This window comes from Geodermatophilus sp. SYSU D01036 (assembly GCF_054050435.1).
The window spans coordinates 73,839-93,816 of the sequence record NZ_JBJGZJ010000004.1 but is presented as its reverse complement, the minus strand read 5'-3'; the positions used below and the strand labels follow the sequence as shown (position 1 = coordinate 93,816).

At 74.6% G+C, this 19,978-nt stretch carries 17 protein-coding genes; 11 read left to right on the top strand and 6 right to left on the bottom strand.

The genetic code is table 11. The features are described from left to right. The first annotated feature begins 11 nt into the window (after positions 1–11). Positions 12–251, top strand: a complete 240-nt coding sequence (locus tag ACI8AR_RS06510; RefSeq protein WP_456927222.1) for a three-helix bundle dimerization domain-containing protein — start codon at positions 12–14, stop codon at positions 249–251. After that, entirely contained in the window at positions 217–2,082 is a 1,866-nt protein-coding gene (locus tag ACI8AR_RS06505; RefSeq protein WP_457050261.1) for a SulP family inorganic anion transporter, read from the top strand. Before ACI8AR_RS06510 ends, ACI8AR_RS06505 begins: the two co-directional genes overlap by 35 nt. Here the strand turns inward: ACI8AR_RS06505 and ACI8AR_RS06500 are convergent. After that, positions 2,058–3,437: a diacylglycerol/lipid kinase family protein gene (locus tag ACI8AR_RS06500; protein WP_457050260.1), complete on the bottom strand. Its 1,380-nt coding sequence runs from the start codon at positions 3,435–3,437 to the stop codon at positions 2,058–2,060. The two genes, ACI8AR_RS06505 and ACI8AR_RS06500, sit on opposite strands and share 25 nt — an antisense overlap. Positions 3,438–3,670: 233 nt before the next feature. On the opposite strand from ACI8AR_RS06500, the gene ACI8AR_RS06495 reads away from it, so the two are divergent. Continuing rightward, positions 3,671–4,411, top strand: a complete 741-nt coding sequence (locus tag ACI8AR_RS06495) for an HpcH/HpaI aldolase family protein (protein WP_457050259.1) — start codon at positions 3,671–3,673, stop codon at positions 4,409–4,411. Positions 4,412–4,489: 78 nt separating this feature from the next. Further along, a complete protein-coding gene (serA, locus tag ACI8AR_RS06490; protein WP_457050258.1) occupies positions 4,490–5,698 on the top strand; it encodes a phosphoglycerate dehydrogenase in 1,209 nt (402 codons plus the stop codon). 66 nt (positions 5,699–5,764) lie between these two features. On the opposite strand, the gene ACI8AR_RS06485 is transcribed toward serA, so the two are convergent. Further along, positions 5,765–8,041: an immune inhibitor A domain-containing protein gene (locus ACI8AR_RS06485; RefSeq protein ID WP_457050257.1), complete on the bottom strand. Its 2,277-nt coding sequence runs from the start codon at positions 8,039–8,041 to the stop codon at positions 5,765–5,767. 355 nt (positions 8,042–8,396) lie between these two features. On the opposite strand from ACI8AR_RS06485, the gene ACI8AR_RS06480 reads away from it, so the two are divergent. Next, on the top strand, positions 8,397–9,329 hold the full coding sequence (locus tag ACI8AR_RS06480; protein ID WP_457050256.1) for a sugar phosphate isomerase/epimerase family protein: 933 nt from the start codon (positions 8,397–8,399) through the stop codon (positions 9,327–9,329). Here ACI8AR_RS06480 and ACI8AR_RS06475 read toward each other — a convergent pair. Further along, a complete protein-coding gene (locus tag ACI8AR_RS06475; RefSeq protein ID WP_457050255.1) occupies positions 9,323–9,721 on the bottom strand; it encodes a hypothetical protein in 399 nt (132 codons plus the stop codon). The two genes, ACI8AR_RS06480 and ACI8AR_RS06475, sit on opposite strands and share 7 nt — an antisense overlap. Positions 9,722–10,464: 743 nt before the next feature. Then, the gene (locus tag ACI8AR_RS06470; protein WP_457050254.1) at positions 10,465–10,635 is read right to left on the bottom strand and encodes a hypothetical protein; all 171 of its coding nucleotides are present in this window, start codon (positions 10,633–10,635) and stop codon (positions 10,465–10,467) included. A 49-nt stretch (positions 10,636–10,684) separates the two neighbouring features. Here ACI8AR_RS06470 and ACI8AR_RS06465 point away from each other — a divergent pair, with 49 nt between their 5' ends. From ACI8AR_RS06465 to ACI8AR_RS06440, 6 genes are all read left to right on the top strand, one after another. Continuing rightward, positions 10,685–11,851 carry a YVTN family beta-propeller repeat protein gene (locus ACI8AR_RS06465; protein ID WP_457050253.1) on the top strand — a complete coding sequence of 389 codons (1,167 nt, stop codon included), beginning with the start codon at positions 10,685–10,687 and terminating at the stop codon, positions 11,849–11,851. A gap of 159 nt (positions 11,852–12,010) precedes the next feature. Beyond that, positions 12,011–12,802 (top strand): ABC transporter ATP-binding protein, encoded by a 792-nt coding sequence (locus ACI8AR_RS06460; protein ID WP_457050252.1) that lies wholly within the window; start codon positions 12,011–12,013, stop codon positions 12,800–12,802. Further along, entirely contained in the window at positions 12,790–13,743 is a 954-nt protein-coding gene (locus tag ACI8AR_RS06455) for an ABC transporter ATP-binding protein (RefSeq protein ID WP_457050251.1), read from the top strand. Before ACI8AR_RS06460 ends, ACI8AR_RS06455 begins: the two co-directional genes overlap by 13 nt. After that, on the top strand, positions 13,740–14,630 hold the full coding sequence (locus tag ACI8AR_RS06450; protein WP_456935283.1) for a branched-chain amino acid ABC transporter permease: 891 nt from the start codon (positions 13,740–13,742) through the stop codon (positions 14,628–14,630). The genes ACI8AR_RS06455 and ACI8AR_RS06450 overlap by 4 nt, the downstream gene beginning before the upstream one ends. Beyond that, complete coding sequence (locus ACI8AR_RS06445) at positions 14,623–15,861, top strand: branched-chain amino acid ABC transporter permease (RefSeq protein ID WP_457050250.1); 1,239 nt, start codon at positions 14,623–14,625, stop codon at positions 15,859–15,861. Before ACI8AR_RS06450 ends, ACI8AR_RS06445 begins: the two co-directional genes overlap by 8 nt. After that, positions 15,858–17,099, top strand: coding sequence for an ABC transporter substrate-binding protein (locus ACI8AR_RS06440; RefSeq protein ID WP_457050249.1), 1,242 nt, complete (start codon positions 15,858–15,860; stop codon positions 17,097–17,099). Before ACI8AR_RS06445 ends, ACI8AR_RS06440 begins: the two co-directional genes overlap by 4 nt. Before the next feature lie 54 nt (positions 17,100–17,153). Here the strand turns inward: ACI8AR_RS06440 and ACI8AR_RS06435 are convergent, their stop codons facing one another. Together ACI8AR_RS06435 and ACI8AR_RS06430 are read right to left on the bottom strand one after the other, a co-directional pair. After that, a complete protein-coding gene (locus tag ACI8AR_RS06435) occupies positions 17,154–18,314 on the bottom strand; it encodes an acyl-CoA dehydrogenase family protein (protein ID WP_457050248.1) in 1,161 nt (386 codons plus the stop codon). Further along, positions 18,311–19,858: an acyl-CoA synthetase gene (locus ACI8AR_RS06430; protein ID WP_457050247.1), complete on the bottom strand. Its 1,548-nt coding sequence runs from the start codon at positions 19,856–19,858 to the stop codon at positions 18,311–18,313. The genes ACI8AR_RS06435 and ACI8AR_RS06430 overlap by 4 nt, the downstream gene beginning before the upstream one ends. Between the last annotated feature and the right edge of the window lie 120 nt (positions 19,859–19,978).

The window sequence follows — 19,978 nt, the reverse complement described above, 5'->3', positions numbered from 1 at the left end:
GGAGGCACGAGATGAGCGTGGTCGCCGAGCCGCTCTCGGCGGACGACGGCGCCGTCCCCGGCGCGGACGCGGTCCTCGGCCCGCTCGTCGCCCGGCTGTCGCAGGAGTACGGCGCCGATCCCGTCGAGGTCCGGGCGCGGGCGGTGGCCGCGTTCGCGGCGTTCGCCGGTGCCCGGGTGCAGGCCTTCGTCCCGATCCTGGTGGAGAAGCGGCTCCGTGAGCGCTACCGCGTCCGGCGGACGGCCGGCTGACCCGGCCGGCTCCCGCCGGACGGGGAGGGCCGGGGCGCCGGTCCCGCCCGGGCTCCGGGCGCTGCACGGCTACCGCCGGGCCTGGCTGCCCCGCGACGTCGCCGCCGGGGTGGTCCTGACCACGCTGCTCGTGCCGCAGGGCATGGCCTACGCCGAGCTGGCGGGGCTGCCGGCGATCACCGGCCTGTACACGACCATCACCTGCCTGCTGGCGTACGCCGTGTTCGGCCCGTCCCGCATCCTGGTCCTCGGCCCCGACTCCTCGCTCGGCCCGATGATCGCGGCGACCGTCCTCCCGCTGGTGGTCGCGGGCGGGGACCCGGAGCGGGCGGTCGCGCTGGCGTCGGTGCTCGCCCTCATGGTCGGGGTGGTGATGGTCGTGGCCGGCTGGACCGGCCTCGGCTTCGTCGCCGACCTGCTGTCGAAGCCGACCATGATCGGCTACATGAACGGGCTGGCCCTGACCATCCTGGTCGGCCAGCTGCCCAAGCTGCTCGGGTTCTCCGTGGACGCCGACGGCGTCGTCGGCGAGGCGGCCGGCTTCGCCGAGGGCGTGGCGCAGGGGCAGGCGGTGCCGGCCGCGGCGGCGGTCGGGCTGGGCGGGGTCGCGCTGGTCCTCGTGCTGCAGCGGTGGTGGCCCAAGGTGCCGGCGGTGCTGGTCATGGTCGTCCTGGCCATCGCCGCCAGCGCGGCGTTCGACCTGGGGGAGCGCGGGGTCGACCTGGTCGGCGAGCTGCCGCAGGGCTTCCCGCCGCTGACGATCCCGTCGGTCGGCTGGTCCGACCTCGGCGTGCTCGTCGCCGGGGCGCTGGCGATCGCGCTGGTCTCCCTGGCCGACACCATCTCGACGGCGTCGTCGTTCGCGCAGCGCACCGGCCAGGAGGTGCACGGTGGGCAGGAGATGGTCGGCATCGGGACGGCGAACCTCGCCGCCGGGCTGTTCCAGGGCTTCCCCGTGAGCACCAGCGCCTCGCGCACCGCCGTCGCCGAGCGGGCCGGCGCGCGCACCCAGCTGACCGGCGTCACCGGCGCCGCGCTGGTGCTCGTCATGATCGTCTTCCTGCCCGGCCTCTTCCGCGACCTGCCGCAGGCGGCGCTGGCGGCGGTCGTCATCACCGCGTCCCTGTCGCTGGCCGACCTCCCGGGCACCGTCCGGCTGTGGCGCCAGCGCCGCGTCGAGTTCACCCTCTCGCTGGTCGCCTTCGCCGGCGTGGCGCTGCTCGGGGTGCTGCCGGGCATCGCGGTCGCCGTCGGCCTGTCGATCCTCAACGTGTTCCGCCGGGCCTGGCACCCCTACGAGACCGAGCTGCGCCGGGTCGCCGGCCTGCCCGGCTACCACGACGTGCACTCCTACCCCGACGCCGGCCGGCTCCCGGGCCTGGTCATCTACCGGTTCGACGCGCCGCTGTTCTTCGCCAACGCCAAGACCTTCCGGGACGAGGTGACCGCGCTGGCCCGCTCCGAGCCCGCGCCCCGGTGGGTCGTCGTCGCGGCCGAGCCGATCACCGACGTCGACACCACCGCCGCCGACGTGCTGTTCGAGCTGGACCGGACGCTCGCCGGCCGCGGACAGAGCCTGGTGTTCGCCGAGCTCAAGGACCCGGTGCGCCGCAAGATCGAGCGCTACGGCCTCGCCCGCGAGATCGGCGCGCGGGACTTCTTCCCCACGATCGGGGCCGCGGTCCGGGCCTTCCGGCGGGAGACCGGCGCCGACTGGCCGCTCGCCGGCCGGCCGGCCGCCTCCCCGCCGTCGCCCGTCCCCGGCCCGCGGGAGGCGCCGCCGGACGCGGGCCGGGGCAGCGGCGCTCAGCCGTCCGTGCCGGGCGCCTGAGCGGCCCGGTCCGCGCCGACCGGTGCCGGCCCGGCCGGGGGAGCGGCCGGCTCCACCCTTGGCGGCCGGCCCCGGGCCAGGGACCACAGCGACGACCACTGCACCCGGGCCCGCGGCGCGCGGACGCCGGGGCGGTCCCGCGGCAACCGGACCCGCAGCACCCCCGGGCGGACCGTGCACCGCACCGGCGTGGCCAGCCGCACCGTCTCGCCGTCGATGCCGACGGGGACCTCGGGCACGTCGGCGGTGACCAGCACCTCCCGCGCCTCCGCCGTCCGGATGCCCCGCTGGTGGGCGCCGCGCAGGAGCTCGACGGCCTGGCGCGCGCTGTCGACCCGGATCGCGATCACGCCGAGCACGCCGCGGTCCAGGCGGGACCGGCGGCCGATCCCGGCGAGGTCGGACTCGTCGTAGGAGCCGTTGCTGACCAGCACCGCCTGCGGCCCGTCGACCACCAGCGACCCCGCCTCGGCGCGCAGGTGCGCCCCGCGCCGCCGGCTGAGGAGGTCGGGCAGCGCCGCGAGGGTGGTGCCGGCCTTGTCCTCCCGATACCCGGGGTCCTCGACGATCTCGGCGTACGCGCCGAAGGAGGCGTTGTTCACGAACGGCCGCCCGTTGACCGCGCCCAGGTCGATCCGCGCCTCCACGCCGTCGCGCAGCGCGTCGAGGCAGCGGGACGGGTCCTCCCGGTCCAGGCCGAGGTCGAGCGCGAAGTGGTTGCGGGTGCCGGCGCTGATCACCAGGAACGGCACGCCGTGCTCGGCGGCGACGTCGGCCACCAGCGCCTGCGTGCCGTCACCGCCGGCCACGCCGAGCAGGTCCGCGCCGCGGGCGAGCGCGTCGCGGGCGAGCTGCTGCACGTCGGTCCCCGGCCGGTCCAGCAGCGCCACCTCCGCGCCGAGCTCCTCCGCCCGCTCCCGCAGCGCGAACCGGCCGACCTTGCCGCCCCCGGACCGCGGGTTCATCACGAGGAACGGGTGGCGGGGCGGCGGCACCTCCGTGACCGGCAGCGCCCACGCCGACGGGTCCGGCCGCAGCGCGGCGCGCGCGGTGCCCAGCGCGGCGGCCCAGAGCAGCGCGGCCAGGACGGCGGACAGCACCAGGTCCTCGGCGAGGAAGACGACGACGAGCGCGAGCGGGGCCGCCACCACCAGCGCGAGGGCGAACCACCGCTTGGCGCGGCCGTGGCGCAGGAACCAGAAGACCCCGGCGACGACGGCGACGGCGGTCCCCACCACGAGTGCCGTCAGCCACAGGCCGCGTCCGTTAGCGGACTCCAGCAGCACGAGCAGGGCGGCGGCGGCCAGCGCCAGCGCGCCGCGGGCCTCCCACCGTCGGGTCCGTGAGGTCTCCACGGCGCACCTCCTCCGGCCGGCGGAGGGGATGCTGCCCGGCGCCGGGCGGTCCGGGCTCACCCTCCGGGGACGGTTCCGCGCGCCGGGTCGCGGTGCGGGCCGGGGTTACCGAAACTGGATCTGCCCCGCCAGGCCGCGACGGAGGGCCCCGGCCCGTGGCGCGCCGGCCTGGCGGGTGCCCGAGCCCGGACGACGGGCGGGGGCGGGCGGCGGACGACGGGGGACGGGGCGGCATGGCGGTGAGCGCGGCGGACCTGCGGCGGCGGTGGGCGGCGGGGGAGCCCGCGTACGGGCTGTGGAGCCTGTTGCCCGGCGCGGTCACCGGCGAGCTGCTGTCGCGCACCGGCGCCGACTACGTCGTCGTGGACCTGCAGCACGGCGCCACCGCCGAGGCCGACCTGCCGGGGACGGCGGCGGCCATCGCCGCGGCCGGCGCGGTGCCGCTGGTCCGGACCCGCAGCCCCGCCTTCGCCGACGTCGGCCGCCCGCTCGACCTCGGCGCCCGCGGCGTGATCGTGCCCAACGTCCGCGACGCCGCGCACGCCCGCGAGGTGGTGGCCGCCACCCGGTACGCGCCGGCCGGGACCCGGTCGATCGGGCGGCTGTCCGGCGGCGCGGACGAGCCCCTGGTCGTGCTCATGGTGGAGGGCGCCGGCGCACTCGACGACCTCGACGCCCTGCTCGCCGTCGAGGGGCTGGACGGCGTGTACGTCGGCCCCGGCGACCTGTCCCTGTCCCTCGGGCTGGCGGGGGAGGAGCACCGCGCGGAGCTGCGCGGCGTGCTGTCCTCGATCGTCGCGCGGGCGGTCGCCGCCGGCGTGCCCGTGGGCGTGCACGCGTACAGCGGGCAGGAGGCGACGGGGTTCGCCGCCGAGGGCGCCACGATCGTCACGGTGGCCGTCGACGCCGGCGTGCTCGGCGAGGCGGCGGCGGGCCACCTCGGGGCCGCCCGCCGGGGGGCCGACCCCCGCTGACCGGGCCGCCCCGGCCGCGCCGGGATACTCGTCCCGACGGGGTCCGGCGGGCGGTCCCCGGTCGAGGAGGTCCCCGGAGTGCCCAGAGCCCTGCTGCTGGAGAACATCGACCCGGTGGCGGCCGACCTGCTGCGGGAGGCCGGCTACCAGGTGGAGTCCCTCCGGGGAGCGCTGGACGAGGCCGACCTGGTCGACGCGCTGGACGGCGTCGACCTGCTCGGGATCCGGTCCAAGACCCAGGTGACCGGCGAGGTCGTGCGCGCCCGGCCCGGCCTCGCGGCGGTCGGCGCCTTCTGCATCGGCACCAACCAGATCGACCTCGCGGCGGCCGCGGCCGCGGGGATCGCGGTGTTCAACGCGCCGTACTCCAACACCCGCAGCGTGGTGGAGATGGCGATCGCGGAGATCGTCATCCTGGCGCGGCGGCTGGTCGACCGGGACCGCGCGCTGCACGCCGGCACCTGGGACAAGTCGGCCGCCGGCAGCCACGAGATCCGCGGCCGCACGCTCGGCATCGTCGGCTACGGCAACATCGGCAGCCAGCTGTCGGTGCTCGCCGAGGCGCTGGGCATGCGGGTGCTGTTCTACGACCTCGAGGACAAGCTGGCGCTCGGCAACGCGGAGCGCTGCGACAGCCTGGAGGAGCTGCTCGAGCGGGCGGAGACGGTGACGCTGCACGTCGACGGGCGGGCCGGCAACGCCGGGCTGTTCGGCGCCGAGCAGTTCGCCCGGATGCGCCGGCGCAGCCTGTTCCTCAACCTCTCCCGCGGGTTCGTCGTCGACCACGAGGCGCTGCGCGAGCACGTCCTGTCCGGCCACATCGCCGGGGCCGCGGTCGACGTGTTCCCCGAGGAGCCGCGCGAGCAGGGCGACCCGTTCGACTCGGTGCTGCGCGGCCTGCCCAACGTCATCCTCACCCCGCACGTCGGCGGGTCGACGCAGGAGGCGCAGCACGACATCGGGCGCTTCGTCGCCGGCAAGCTCGTCGACTACACGACCACCGGGACGACGACGCTGAGCGTCAACCTGCCGACCGTGGCCCTGCACGGGTCGTCGGCGGCCCGCTTCGCGCTGCTGCACCGCAACGTGCCCGGCGTCCTCGCCCGCGTCGACGCGCTGGTCGGCGAGCACGGCCTCAACGTCGACGGCCAGGTGCTGGCCACCCGCGGCGAGCTCGGGTACGCGGTCACCGACGTGAGCGCCGAGCTGCCGGCGGACCTGCTGGCCGCGCTGCGCGCCCTGCCGGAGACCGTCCGGCTCACCACCGTGGGACGCCGGCCCCGCTGAGCTCCCGCCCTCCGCACGCAGAACGGCCCCCCGGCTGACGCCGGGGGGCCGTCCTCGTGTGGCAGGTCAGCCGTTGACGCGGACCTGCATGAACCCGTCGTGGGCGCTGGTGCTCACCACGGTGATGCGGGTGCCGGTCTTCGGCACGTCGACGCCGGTCCAGCCGTTGGCGTCGGGCTGCTCACCCGGGGCCACGTACCAGTCCTGCGTGTCGTCGAAGGTCGGCACGGCGGGCAGCCCGCCGTAGGTCCGAGCCGCGCCGGTGTCCGGGTCGTGCAGCGTGATCCGGTCCGTCGCCTGCCGCCCGAAGGTGGAGTCGTAGGACTGGATCCGCGGCCGCCAGGACTCGCCGTCGGCCCGGTTGGTGCCCTCGTCGTCGGTCGGCTCGTAGAGCAGGCCCGGGTGGGCGTCGACCGGCAGGATCAGCCCGCCACCGGGGTGGGCGCCGACGTTGTTGTCCTCGTACTGGGCGTTCCAGTAGCTGATCAGCAGGCCGTCCTGGTAGGGCAGCCGCTCGGCCCAGTCCGGGCGCGACGGGTCGCCGAAGTTGTACGGGCCGGTCTGCAGGCCGGCGTCGTAGCCGGTGTAGGCGCGGTTCTCGGCGATGTAGGCGTTGAAGACGGACTCCGTCGCCGAACCGGTGGAGACGGTGAACCCGTCGAGGGTCCAGTCCGTCACCGCGGTGCCGCCGAGCGAGACGGCGTCCACCTGGAAGCCGGGCCGGACCTCCGCGCCGTCGGTCCAGTAGCGGAAGCCCACCTGGGCGCCCACCGGGACGCCGGTCAGGTCGGCGGTGAGGTCGACCCACTGGCCGCCGGAGGTGCCGGTGATCCCGTGGCCGGAGTTCTGGCCGTTGGGGTCGGTGGTCACCGAGCGGTTGGTCGGCAGCGAGGTGAAGGTGCGGCCGCCGTCGGTCGTGTAGACGACGTAGGCGTAGTCCCAGTCCTGCTCGATGTCGTACCGGACCTTGGCGGTCAGCGTCGTCGCGCCGGGGGGCAGCGCCGTCAGCATCGAGTTGTCGAGGTCGTCGCCCTGGCCCGAGTACCAGAAGTCCTCGCCCTCGTACGGGTCGCCGATGTCCGTGGTGACCTCGCGGTCCGGCAGCAGCACGATCAGCGCCTGCGCCTGCTTGGTGGTGGCCGTCGACGGGCCGAGGCGGGTGTCGGCCCGGGCGCCCGGCCGCACGACCTCGTAGTCGAGCCAGCCCAGCTGCAGCTTCTCCCACGCGCCCATGTGGATCGGCTTGGTGCCGATGCCGTCGGCCGGCTGGCCGCTGTTGCCGTAGGAGCCCGACGACATCAGCGTCCAGAAGGCGGTGCTGTTCTCGGCGCCGCCGCTGTTGCCGGAGGTGTCGTAGAGGTCCGGCAGGCCGAGGTCGTGGCCGAACTCGTGGGCGAACACGCCGACGCCGCCGTTCTCCGGCTCGACCGTGTAGTCGCCGATCCAGTACTTCGACCCGCCGACCTGCGTGCCGCCGAGCTTGACCTGCGTGCCGTCGGCCAGCGTCGGGCCGGCGGTGCCGACGCGGTTGGTCTGGTTGTACCAGCGGTGCGACCAGATGGCGTCGTCCCCGAGGACGCCGCCGCCGACCTCCTCGCCCATGCCGGAGTGCACGGCCTGGAAGTGGTCGATGTAGCCGTCGGCCTCGTCGAAGTTGCCGTCGCCGTCCTGGTCGTAGCGGTCCCAGACGTCGAACTGCGAGAGGTACTGGTCGATCTCCGCGACGGTCTTGCCCGCGGCCTCCTGCTTCGCGTACCAGGTGTTGACCGTGTCGTTGACGAAGTTCCAGGTGACGCGGTCACCGAGGTCGTTGTCGCCGTAGGACGCGCCGGTGCCGGGCACCTGGACCCAGTCCTCGACCTCACCGGTGACGGTGTAGCGGCCCGAGGAGAGCTCCTCGTAGAAGTTCGCGACCGAGTTGGCCCCGTCCGCGGAGCTGTAGAGCAGCTGGTCGAAGTAGGGCTGCGAGAAGTCCTGCGCCCAGATCGTGGTGTTGTCCACGCTCCGGTCGGGCCGGGGGATCCGGTTGTGCGGCAGGTCGCTGAACTCGCCGAGCACGGTCCAGATCGCGTCGCTGTCCTCCTGGGCCAGCTCGACGTACTGGCCCTTGGCGACCTCGACGACCTTGTTGTCGCCGGTCGGCGTGGCCTGGCCGGAGACGACCTGCTCGAGGGCCTCCTGGCGCAGTTCGCGCTGCTTGTCACCCAGCGGGTTGGGCAGGTCGTGCGCCCGGGCGGGGGCCGCACCGGGGTCCTCCTGTGGTGGTGCCGCGTGCGCGGTCGTGGGCAGGGCGACCGCGACCAGCGCGGCACCCACGACCAGGGGAAGAGCTCTCTTCTTCAAGGACCGTCTCCCATGTCGGACGAGGACCGCCGATCACCGGTGGGGAACCACCGGTGATCACTCTCTGGCAGCCCGCGAAGACGTTAGGTAGCGGGAGTAACTATGTCGACAATCCGTGACCAAACAGTGACAAACGAGACTGCCCAGTCCGTGCGACACGCTCTTGACCTGGGGGAATGCTCGCGCTACGGCGTGTCATCGGTTGCGCTCAGTGTTGCGCGACCTTTCGCTTTGCGGAGGGCGGAAGTCTCGCTAGGTTGTGGCACACGGCACAGATCACCGCGGCTCGCCGGGCCCGTCCGGGCGCTCCGGGGTGCGACGTGCGCCGTCACTCCCGAGAGGACCGATCGACCCCGTGAGAGACCTGCGTTACCTGACGCGAGCCGTGCTGCTGGCCGCCCTGTCCGCACTCCTGTTCGTGGGCCTCGTCGGCCCCGCGAACGCCGCCCCCTCCACCCAGTCCCCGGGGAGTTCCTCCGACTGCGCCGGCCGCGGCGTCCCGGCCAGCAAGATCTCCATCCAGCTCTGGACGTTCGCCGAGTACATCGGCTTCGGGACCGACGCGGCCACCCAGGGCCGCCTCGAGGAGGTCCTGCGCCGGCTGTCCGAGATGGGCTACCGCAACGTCGAGCCGTTCAGCCTGAGCGGCCTGACCGCGGAGCAGTTCCGTGCCCTGCTCGACGAGTACGGCCTCAAGGCCCCGGCCCGGCACGTCGGCGTGGGGACCCCCGCCCAGCCTGCGGACATCGGGCAGATCCTCGAGGAGAACCGGGTCCTCGGCGTCAAGTACTTCGGGTCGGGTGGCACTCCCAACCTGAACACCGAGGCGGAGTGGATCGCCTACGCCCAGTACCTGAACACCGTCGGTGAGCAGGCCCGCAAGGCCGGCCAGACGCTGATCGTGCACAACCACAACTGGGAGTTCACCGACGTCTTCAACGGGCGGACCGCCTACGACATCCTGATGGCGTACACCGACCCGCGGAACGTCGCCTTCCAGCTCGACCTGTACTGGGCGACCTTCGCCGGCGCCGACCCGGTCGAGATCCTCGAGCGTTACGGCAACCGGATCCAGCTGTTCCACGTCAAGGACCTGGCCGGGACGCCCGACCGTCGGATCGAGATCGTGGGCCGCGGCGTCATCGACTTCCCGGAGATCTTCGCCGCCGGCGGCGGGAGCACGAAGTACTTCGTCGTCGAGCACGACCCGCGCTTCGGCGACCCGACGTTCGACCCGTTCCAGGCCGCGCAGGAGGGTTTCGCCTACCTCGCCTGTGTGACCTACTGACGCACGGCACCTGACGCTCGACGAGGGGCGGTCCCGGACTCCCGGGGCCGCCCCTCCGCGCGTCCCGGCGCCGGCCAGGAGACGACGGCGGTGGTCGTTCCGCACACGGCCAGCCCGACGACCGCGACGGCGGCGTAACCGCTGTCGCCCGGCGCGGCGCCGGGACCGGGCGTCGCCGCGCCGAGCAGGGTGGCGGTCAGCGCGCTGCCGAGCGCGAAGCCGACGTAGCGCAGGACCTGGTTGAGGCTCATGGCGCTGCCGGTCTCCGACGGCGGCACCGCGGCGACCACGAGCGCGGGGAACGCCGCGAAGGACGCGCCCACCCCGAGCCCCGCGACGGCCATGACGGCGAACAGCCGCCACAGGTCGCTGCGGGTCAGCCCGAACAGCACGAACGCGCCGGCCTGTACGGGCGCGGCGGACCGGGAGCACCAGGTGCTGCCGCCGCCGGTCGGCCAGCGCCCGGGCGAGCCGGCCCCCGAGCAAGCTGGCCGCCGAGAACGGCAGCAGCACCAGCCCGGCCACGAGCAGCGAGGCGCCGAAGCCCAGGCCGGGGAGGCCGGCGTCTGGGCGAGGACGGGCACCGAGGACCGCGACCGCCCCGCCGGCCGGCAGCCACGGCGCCGGGGCGGTCCAGCCCTCCGTCTCGGCCTCGCCGAGCGCGACGAGCAGCCCGGTCGGCCCGGCGCCCAGCAGGAGCGCGCCGACGACGTCGAGCGGCCGCCGCGTCGTGGTCGCGGCCGGCGGCGGGTCCGCGGCCGCGGCCGGCAGCGCGGCGAGGCTGACCGCGGCGCCGGCCCAGAACGCGGCGTGCACCCCGCCGAGCCCGGCCAGCGGATAGCCGAGGCCGACCCCGGCGACGACGGTGAGCGACAGCGCCGCGATCGTCGAGCGGGAGCGGTCGCCGGTCAGCGCCTCACGGGCGGTGGCAATGGCCAGCGGCGTCAGCCCGAGCCCGGGGCCCTGCAGCGCGCGGCCGGCGACCAGCCACCCCAGGCCCAGGGGGGGAGGGCCGCCAACACCCCGCCGGCGGTCACCGCGGCCAGTACGGCGAGGACGACGCGGCGCCGGTGCGGCCCGTCGCCGAGCCGGCCCACCGCGGGCGTGGCCACCGCGCCGACCAGCAGCGTGGCGGTCAGCGACCACCGGGCGGCAGGCAGCGGGCGTCCATCGTGGCGGCGATCGCGGGGACCAGCGGCGCGCCCAGGCTGCTGATGACGACGACGACCGCGTTCCGCAACGGGTGGTGCCGGTCGCGCTGCCGGCGCCGTCCCCCCTTGTCCCGGGCGGGGCGGGCCCCGACCATCCATCCCCTGCGACGCGCACACCCGGACGGTGGACGGGGGCGATCCGGCATGGAGCAGGACCACGCGGTCGTGCACGGCAGGCACCGCCGGCGGCGGGCGCGCCGGCACGGAGCGGCTCCGGGCCTCGGCCTGGCGCTCCTCGCGGCAGCGGTGGTCGCGGGCGTGCTCCTGTGGCCCCGGGGTGGAGCGACCCCCGAGCCGCGGGCGGGTGCGGCCGCGACCTCGGCCGGCGCCGGGGAGCACGCGCACGGCGGGCAGGCCGGCGCGACGTCGTCCGCCGCGCCGCCGTCGGTCACCAGTGCCGCTGGCCCGGGGGTCGGCCCCGCGGTCCCGGTCGGGTCGTCGCCGCACCACCTCGCGGTCACCCCCGACGGCCGCTCCGCCTACGTGGCCGACCCAGTCCTCGGGGCCGTCCTCCGCATCGACCCCGCCACCGCCGAGGTGAGGGGGACCGTCCCCGTGCCCCAGGCGCCGCCGCAGATGGTCACCACCTCCCCGGACGGGAGCCGCGTCTTCGTCTCGGCCTACGACGAGGAGTTCGCCACCGACGTCGTCGTCACCATCGACACCGCCACCGACACGGTCACCGGCGCCGTGCCGGTGGGCCGCGGCCCGTACGCCATGGCGACCGACCCCGGCGGCCGCCGCCTGTACGTGCCCTACTACGACGAGGACCACCTCGACGTCCTCGACGCCGACACCGGGGCGCTGGTCGACCGGGTCGACGTCGCGCCGTCCCCGCACTGGGTCGCCTTCGTGCCCGGCCGCGAGGCCGTCTACGTCACCAACCACTTCTCCGACGTGGTGACCGTCCTGTCCCTCGAGGACCACCGGGTGCTGGCGACCGTCCCCGTCGGCGACGGGCCGCACGCTCTGGAGACCTCGCCGGACGGGACGCGGGTCGCGGTGGTCGGCTACATCAGCGACGACGTCACGCTCCTCGACCCGGCGACGGACACCGTGGTGGCCACCGTGCCCGGCGTGGGCGCCGGGCCGCAGGACGTCACCTGGGCCCCGGACGGCCGCCACCTCTACACCGCCAACGTGGAGGACGGCACCGTGGCGGTGGTCGACGCCGGCACCGGCGCCGTCACCGCGCGGATCCCCACCGGGACCGACCCGACGAGCGTCACCGTGACCCCGGACGGGCGCCGGCTGCTCGTCACCAACTCCGGCGACGGCACGGTCCGCGTCCTCGACGTCGCCGGCGCCTGACCGCGCCCGGCGCCGGCGGTGGTGAGCGGTACTGGACAGTGCCGTATCACCGGCAGGTCACGGTCCCGGTCCTGCTCGGGCCGCGATCTTGACGTTCCCCCTATCGTCCGTGCGCATGTGGCACACATCACACGGGGTGCTCCGGGAGCCGGTGGCGCCGTGCTGACCGTCGACCGGCTGCAGGTGAGCTACGGCGGCGTCGTCCAGGCCGTCCGGGGCGTGTCGATGGAGGTCCCCGACGGCTCGGTCGTGGCCGTGCTCGGGAGCAACGGCGCGGGCAAGACGACGCTGCTGCGCACCGTCTCCGGGACGCTGCGGCTGCACCGCGGCCGGGTCGACGCCGGCACGGTGCGCTTCGAGGACACCGACCTCACCCGCCGCGACCCGGGCCAGATCGTGCGCCGCGGCGTCGTCCAGGTGCCGGAGGGACGGCGGATCTTCGGCCGGCTCACCGTCGAGGAGAACCTGCGCGCCGGCGGCATGGGCAACCGCGACCGCGCCGCCAAGGCACGGGCCGTCACCCGCGTGCACGACCTGTTCCCGGTGCTGCGCGACCGCGCCGGGCAGCGGGCCGGGCTGCTGTCCGGCGGGGAGCAGCAGATGCTCGCCATCGGCCGCGCACTCATGGCCAGCCCGCGGCTGCTGCTGCTCGACGAGCCGTCCCTGGGCCTCGCGCCCCGCGTCATCGGCCAGATCGGCGAGGTGATCGCCGAGATCAACCGGCAGGGGACGTCGGTGCTGCTGGTCGAGCAGAACGCGACGATGGCCCTCGGCGTCGCCGACCGCGCCTACGTCCTCGACGTCGGCGAGGTGTCCCTGTCCGGCGACGCCCGCGAGCTCGCCGCCACCGACGAGGTGCAGCGGCTCTACCTCGGGCACGCCGGCGCCGAACCGTCCGCCGAGCGCGTCGAGCGGGCTCCCCGCCGCACCCTCTCGCGGTGGACGGCGTGACCGCGGCGACCACCCGGGACGACGTCCCGCCGGTCGAGGTCGACGGCGTCAGCGTGGCCTTCGGCGCGATCAAGGCGCTCAACGACGTCTCGTTCACCGTCGCCCCGGGCGCCATCCACGCCGTCATCGGGCCCAACGGGGCCGGCAAGTCGACGCTGTTCAACGTCCTCTCCGGGGTCTACCGCGCCAGCGCCGGGGAGGTCCGGTTCGGCGAGGCCCGCCTGAGCGTGATGCGGCCGTTCCAGATCGCCGGTGTCGGCGTGGCCCGCGCGTTCCAGAACATCGCGCTGTCGGGCACGCAGACGGTGGCCGAGAACCTCATGCTCGGCCGCCACCACCTCACCAAGGCGGGCTTCCTCTCCTCCGGGCTGCGGCTGCCGCGGGCCACCCGGGAGGGGCGGGTCCACGGCGAGCGCATCCGCGAGATCGCCGAGTTCCTCGACCTCGGCGCCAAGCTGCACACCCCCGTGGGGGTGCTGTCCTACGGCGACCAGAAGCGGGTCGAGGTGGCCCGGGCGCTGTGCATCGAGCCCCGGTTGCTGCTGCTCGACGAGCCGGTCGCCGGGATGAACGCGCAGGAGACCGACCGGATGGCCGACGCGATCCGGGAGATCCGCTCGGCGCTGGGGATCTCGGTCATCCTCGTCGAGCACGACATGGGGATGGTCATGTCGCTGGCCGACCGGGTGACCGTCCTCGACTTCGGCCGCCGCATCGCCGACGGCACCCCGGCGGAGGTCCAGTCCGACCCCGAGGTCATCCGCGCCTATCTCGGCTCGGGCACCGAGGTCGGCCCCGCCGAGGCCGCCGGCCACCACACCGCCGGCCGGCACACCGACGCCCGGCCCACCGCCGAGCAGTCCACCGACGCGCAGTCCACCGCCGAGCAGTCCACCGCCCACGGCGCCACCGCCACCGACGCCCCGGGGAGCCGGCCGTGACCCAGTTCCTGTCCCTGCTGCTCAACGGCATCTCGCTGGGCGCCATCTACGCGCTCATCGCGCTCGGCTTCGTGATCATCTTCAAGGCCAGCGAGGTGGTCAGCTTCACCCACGGGTCGCTGCTGCTGCTCGGCGCCTACACGATCGCGCGGCTGTCGGACCCGATCGGCTTCCTGCCCGCGGTGCTCGTCGGCGTCGGGTTCACGGCGCTGGCGGCGTTCCTCGTCGAGCGGCTGGTCATCAACCAGCTCCGCGGGGCGCCGGTGATCAGCCTGGCGATCGTCACCATCGGCGTCGACATCATCATCCTGACCGAGCTCATCCGGCAGATCGGCCCGGACATCCTCAACGTCCCGCACCCGTGGGGCGGCGACTCGGTCCGCATCGGCAGCGTCGGCATCAGCGAGAACCGGCTGATCGCCATGGGCGTCGCCGGCGTCCTGATCGTCGCCTTCTTCGTCGCCTTCAAGTACTCCAGCTGGGGCGTGGCGATGCGGGCCTCCGCCGAGGACGGCGAGGCGGCCGCGCTCATGGGCATCCGGCAGGGCCGGGTGTCGGCGCTGGCCTGGATCGTCGCGGGGGTCCTCGCCGCGGTGGCGGCGCTGTTCCTCGTCGGCGCCCCGACGCCGGGCGTGAGCGCGGCGGCCTACACGGTCGCGCTGCGCGCGTTCCCCGCGGCGATCCTCGGCGGCCTGGACTCCACCGGCGGCGCGCTGGTCGGCGGGCTGCTCATCGGGATCACCGAGGCGCTGGTGGCCGGATACCAGGAGGAGCTGTCGTTCCTCGGCCGCGGCTTCGGCGAGGTCGCGCCCTACGTCGTGATGATCATCGTGCTGCTGGTCCGCCCCTCCGGCCTGTTCGGGACCAAGGAGCTGACACGTGTCTGACACCCTCTCCGCCCCCACCGGGGCGCGCGGCCGGACGACGGCGGCGGACGCCTCCCGGCCCGGCCGCTCCCCGCTGCTGCGCTGGCTCCGGCCGGTGCTGCTCGTGGCCGCCCTCGTCGTGCTGCTGGTGCTCCCGCTGTACGTCGAGGAGTTCTGGCTGCGCACCGGCTTCGCCGTCGCCGGCGCGATCGTCGGCGCGATCGGGCTGAACCTGCTGGTCGGCACCAGCGGCCAGCTGTCGCTGGCGCACGCGTTCTTCCTCGCCGTCGGCGCGACCACCTACACCTACGTCTCCGGCGAGTCCGGCGGCCTGGGCACCCGGGCGGCGCTGCGCGGCCTGGAGCTGCCGCCGATCGTCGGCATGGTGCTCGGCGTGCTGCTCGCCGGCCTCGCCGGCCTGCTGTTCAGCCCGATCGCGGCCCGGCTGCGCGGCATCTACCTCGGCGTCGCCTCGCTCGGGCTGGTGTTCATCGGCGTCCACGTGCTCAACACCTGGACGCCGGTCACCGGCGGCTTCAACGGCCGCTCGGTGCCGGAGTTCTCGCTGTTCGGGTTCAGCTTCGGCAACAGCGACCCGACGCTGTTCGTCCTCGGCGTCCCCTACCGGGAGGCCGAGCGGCTCTGGTACCTCGGCATCGTCCTGGCGCTGGCCGCCTACGTCTTCGCCCGCAACCTGCTGCGCAGCCGGCCCGGCCGGGCGCTGGAGACGCTCCGCGACAGCGAGGTCGCCGCCTCGGTCATGGGCGTCAACGTGCAGGCCTACAAGGCGCGGGTGTTCATGGTCAGCTCCATGTACGCCGGGCTGTCCGGGGTGATGTACGCGCTGTCGATCGGCAGCATCGCGCCGGAGTCCTTCGGCCTGACCGTCTCGGTGCTGTACCTGGCGATGATCGTGCTCGGCGGGCTCGGCTCGGTGGGCGGCGCGGCGCTGGGCGCCGCGTTCGTCACCGCCCTGCCGCTGGTGTTCCAGCAGTTCGCCGACGTGCTGCCGCTCGTGAGCGCGCCCGGCGAGGGCGGCATCGCCGCCGGCACCGCCGCCCGCTACCTGTTCGGCCTGGCGATCGTGCTCGTCGTCCTCTTCGAGCCCGGCGGCCTGGTCGGGATCGCCCACCGCTTCCGCCGCCGGGGACGCAGACCCGGCCGCGGATCCCCGAGCGCCACACCGGGCTCGGGTGCGCCCAGCACCGTCCCCGAACAGTCCGATCCACCAGCGCAAGGGAGCGCCAGATGAGAGCAGCAGTACGTCTGCGGGGGGCCACCGTCCTGGCCGCCGTCACCGTCGTCGTCGTCAGCGGCTGCAGCACCCGGGCCGAGGACGGCGGCGGCGGCGGGGGAGGCGAGGGCGGCGGCGACGTCACCACCGACGTCGGCGTGGAGGACACCACGATCCGGCTCGGGGTGCTCACCGACCTGACCGGCGTCTTCGCCGCGCTCGGCCAGGACATCACCAACGGCAACACCCTGTACTGGGAGGACAACCAGGTCTGCGACACCTACGACGTCGAGCTCGACGTCCAGGACACCGGCTACGTGCCGCAGACCGGCGTGCAGCTCTACAGCGCGATGGAGCCCAACGTGCTGGCGATGCAGCAGACGATCGGGTCGCCGATCAACACCGCGCTGGCCGGGGACTACGAGAGCGACCAGATCGTCAACTTCCCGTCGGCCTGGGCGCGCACGCTCACCGAGATCCCGGGCACCGGCGTCCTCGGTGCGACCTACGACGTCGAGATCGCCAACGGCTACCAGTACCTGTTCGACCAGGGGCTGCTGCAGGACGGCGCCACCGTCGGGCACATCTACTTCGAGGGCGAGTACGGGGAGAACGGCCTGGCCGGCACCGAGGCCGTCGCGGAGGCCCGCGGCCTGGAGGTGATCCCGGCGCAGATCAAGTCCACCGACCAGGACATGTCCGCGCAGGTCACCCAGTTCGCCTCGGCCGGCGTCGACGCGATCGTGCTGACCGTCGCGCCCACGCAGACCGCCTCGGTGGCCGCGGTGGCGCAGGCCCAGGGCCTCGACGTCCCGATCCTGGGCAGCAACCCGGTGTTCGCGCCGGGCCTGCTGCAGGGCGCGTCGGCGCAGTGGCTCAAGGACCACCTCTACGTGGCCTCGCCGGTCACCGCGTGGGACGCCCAGCCCGAGCTGCTCGAGCAGTACGAGGCGGCCTACCCGAACGTCACGCCGAGCCTCGGCGCGATCTTCGGCTACGCGATGGGCGACGTGATGAACCAGGTGCTCGACGCGGCCTGCGAGAGCGGCGACCTGACCCGCGAGGGCGTCGTCGCGGCGTTCGGTGAGCTGGAGGACGTCGACACCGGCGGCCTGCTGGTGCCGATCAACGGGTTCGAGACCGGCGTCTCGCCGAGCACGCAGAGCCTCATCCTGCGGCCGGCCGACGTCCCCGGCGGTGCCGAGGTCGTCCAGGAGGCGTTCGAGGGTGAGCTCGCCGCCCAGCTGGCCGGCTGAACCGGCGGAGCCGCACCCGGCGCCCGTCCCTCCGGGGGCGGGCGCCGGGTGCGTCTACAGGCCCAGCCGCTTGGCGATGACCTCGTTCATGATCTCGGTGGTCCCGCCGCCGATGCCGAGGATGCGGGCGTCGCGGTAGTGCCGCTCCACCTCCGACTCCCGCATGTAGCCCAGCCCGCCGAACACCTGCACCGCCTGGTCGACGACGGAGTCGCAGGCGGCCACGGCGGTGTTCTTGGCCATCGACACCTCGGTCACGACGTCCTCGCCGGCGAGCCAGCGCTGCATCACCGCGCGGGTGTAGGTGCGGGCGACGTCGACCTCTCGGGCCATCTCGGCGAGCTTGTGCCGGATGACCTGGCGGGAGGACAGCGGCCGGCCGAACGTCTCCCGCTGCCGCACCCAGGCCAGCGCCAGGTCCAGGCAGCGGGCCGCGGTGGCGTAGGCCTGCACCGCCAGGCTCAGCCGCTCGGACTGGAACTGCCGCATGATCTGCCCGAAGCCGCTGTTCTCCGGGCCGACCAGGTTCGCCGCCGGCACCCGGGCGCCGGTGAAGGACAGCTCGGCGGTGTCCGAGCAGCGCCAGCCCATCTTGTCCAGCCGCCGGCCGACGGTGAACCCGGGCGTGCCCTTGTCGATCACCAGCAGCGAGATGCCGGCGTGGCCCGGGCCGCCGGTGCGGACGGCCGTGGTGACGAAGTCCGCGCGCACGCCGCTGGTGATGTAGGTCTTCGCGCCGTCGACCACGTACTCGTCGCCGTCGCGGACCGCCCGGGTCCGCAGCGACGCGACGTCGGAGCCGGCGTCGGGCTCGGTGACGCCGAGGGACCCGATGAGCTCGCCGGCCAGGGTCGGGCGGACGTACCGGTCGACCAGCGCGGGGGAGCCGTCGGCCACCACGTGCGGCAGCGCGATCCCGTGGGTGAACAGGCTCGCCGCGACGCCGGTCGACCCGCCGCCGAGCAGCAGTTCCTCGGTGACGATCGCCGAGTCGATCGCGTCGCCGCCCCCGCCGCCGACCTCCTCCGGGAACGCGACGCCGAGCAGCCCGGCGGCGGCTGCCCGGCGGTGCAGCTCCCGCGGCAGCTCGCCGGCGGTCTCCCACTCCTCGACGTGCGGCGCGACCTCGCGGGCGACGAAGTCCCGGGCCAGCCGCCGCAGCGCGACCCGCTCGGGGGTGGTCCACGGGTCGGCGGCGAGCGCGGCCGTCGTCACCGCTGCACGGCCTCCTCGGCGCCGCCGTACTCCTTGCGCAGCGTCGTCTTGAGCACCTTGCCCGTGGCGTTGCGCGGCAGCTCGGGCACGAACTCCACCCGGGTCGGGCACTTGAAGTGGGCCAGCCGCTCCCGCGCGTAGCCCAGCAGGTCCTCGGCCGTGGCGGCGGCGCCCTCGCCCAGGGCGACGACGGCGACCGGCGTCTCGCCCCAGCGCGGGTCGGGCACCCCGACGACGGCGACCTCGCGCACCGCCGGGTGCCGGTAGAGCACCTGCTCCACCTCGATCGGGTACACGTTCTCGCCGCCCGAGATGATCATGTCCTTCTTGCGGTCGACCAGGGTGACGAAGCCCTCGGCGTCCATCCGGCCCAGGTCGCCGGTGTGGAACCAGCCGTTGCGGAACGCCTCCGCCGTCGCCTCGGGCAGCCCCCAGTAGCCGGCGAACACGTTGGGCCCGCGCACCACCAGCTCGCCGACGACGTCGGTGGCGACGTCCCGGTCGTCCTCGTCGACGATCCGCGCCTCGACGTGCATGAGCGCCCGGCCGATCGACCCGGCCTTCTCCTTGACGTGGTCGGCGTCGAGGATCGACACCGCCGGCGCGGTCTCGGTCATGCCGAAGCCCTCCTGGAAGGGCAGGCCCTTGCCCTGGAAGAACTCGATGACCGGCAGCGGGCACGGCGCGCCGCCGGTGACGGCCAGCTCCAGCGCCGACAGGTCGTGCCGGTCGAAGTCGGGGACCGCGGTCAGCGCGGCCCACATCGCCGGGACGAGGAACTGCACGGTCGCCCGCGACCGCGCCATCGCCTCGAGGGTCTGCGCCGGGTCGAACGACGGCAGGACCACGTTGGTGCCGCCCAGGTACAGCAGCGGCAGCGTGTGCACGCCGAGCCCGCCGATGTGGAACATCGGCGCGACCGTCACGGTCACGTCGCTCTCCTTGAGCCCGCGGCCGAAGGACAGGACGTTGACGACGTTCCAGAAGTGGTTGTCGTGGGTGAGCATCGCGCCCTTGGGGCGGCCGGTCGTGCCGGAGGTGTACATCAGGCAGGACAGGTCGCTGCCGGCGACGTCGGTGCCCAGCGCTCGCGGCTCGCCGGAGGCCAGCAGCGGCTCGAAGGCGAGCTCGCCGTTGCCGGCCTCGCCGTCGGCCACCACCCGGTGCCGCACGCGGACGCCCTCGGCGCCCAGCGCGGCGCGGGCGACCGGCGCCAGGGGCCCGGACCAGACGAAGACGTCGGCGCCGGAGTCGGCGAGCAGGTAGCTGACCTCGGGGGGCGCCAGGCGCAGGTTCATCGGCACGAAGACGGCGCCGAGCTTGGCGGTGGCGAACATGGTCTCGAGGAACGCGGGGCTGTTGAGCAGCAGCCCGGCCACCCGGTCGCCCTGGCGGACGCCGAGGTCGCGCAGCGCGCGCGCCAGCTGGTCGGTGCGCCGGTCGAAGTCGGTGTAGGTGAGTCGCCGCTCCCCGGACACCAGGGCGGTGCGGTCCCCGGAGAGGAACGCCCGCCGCGTCGGCCAGCTGCCGATGCCCCTGTCCATGTCTGCCCTCTCCCGCGCTGCTGTGGCCTGGGTCACGGAGTCTGTCGAGGACCTGACGCGGTCGTCAACTGCCCGCGGGGTGTGTCAGGCTGCCGGGGCCCGAGGACGCGGAGGTGGGGC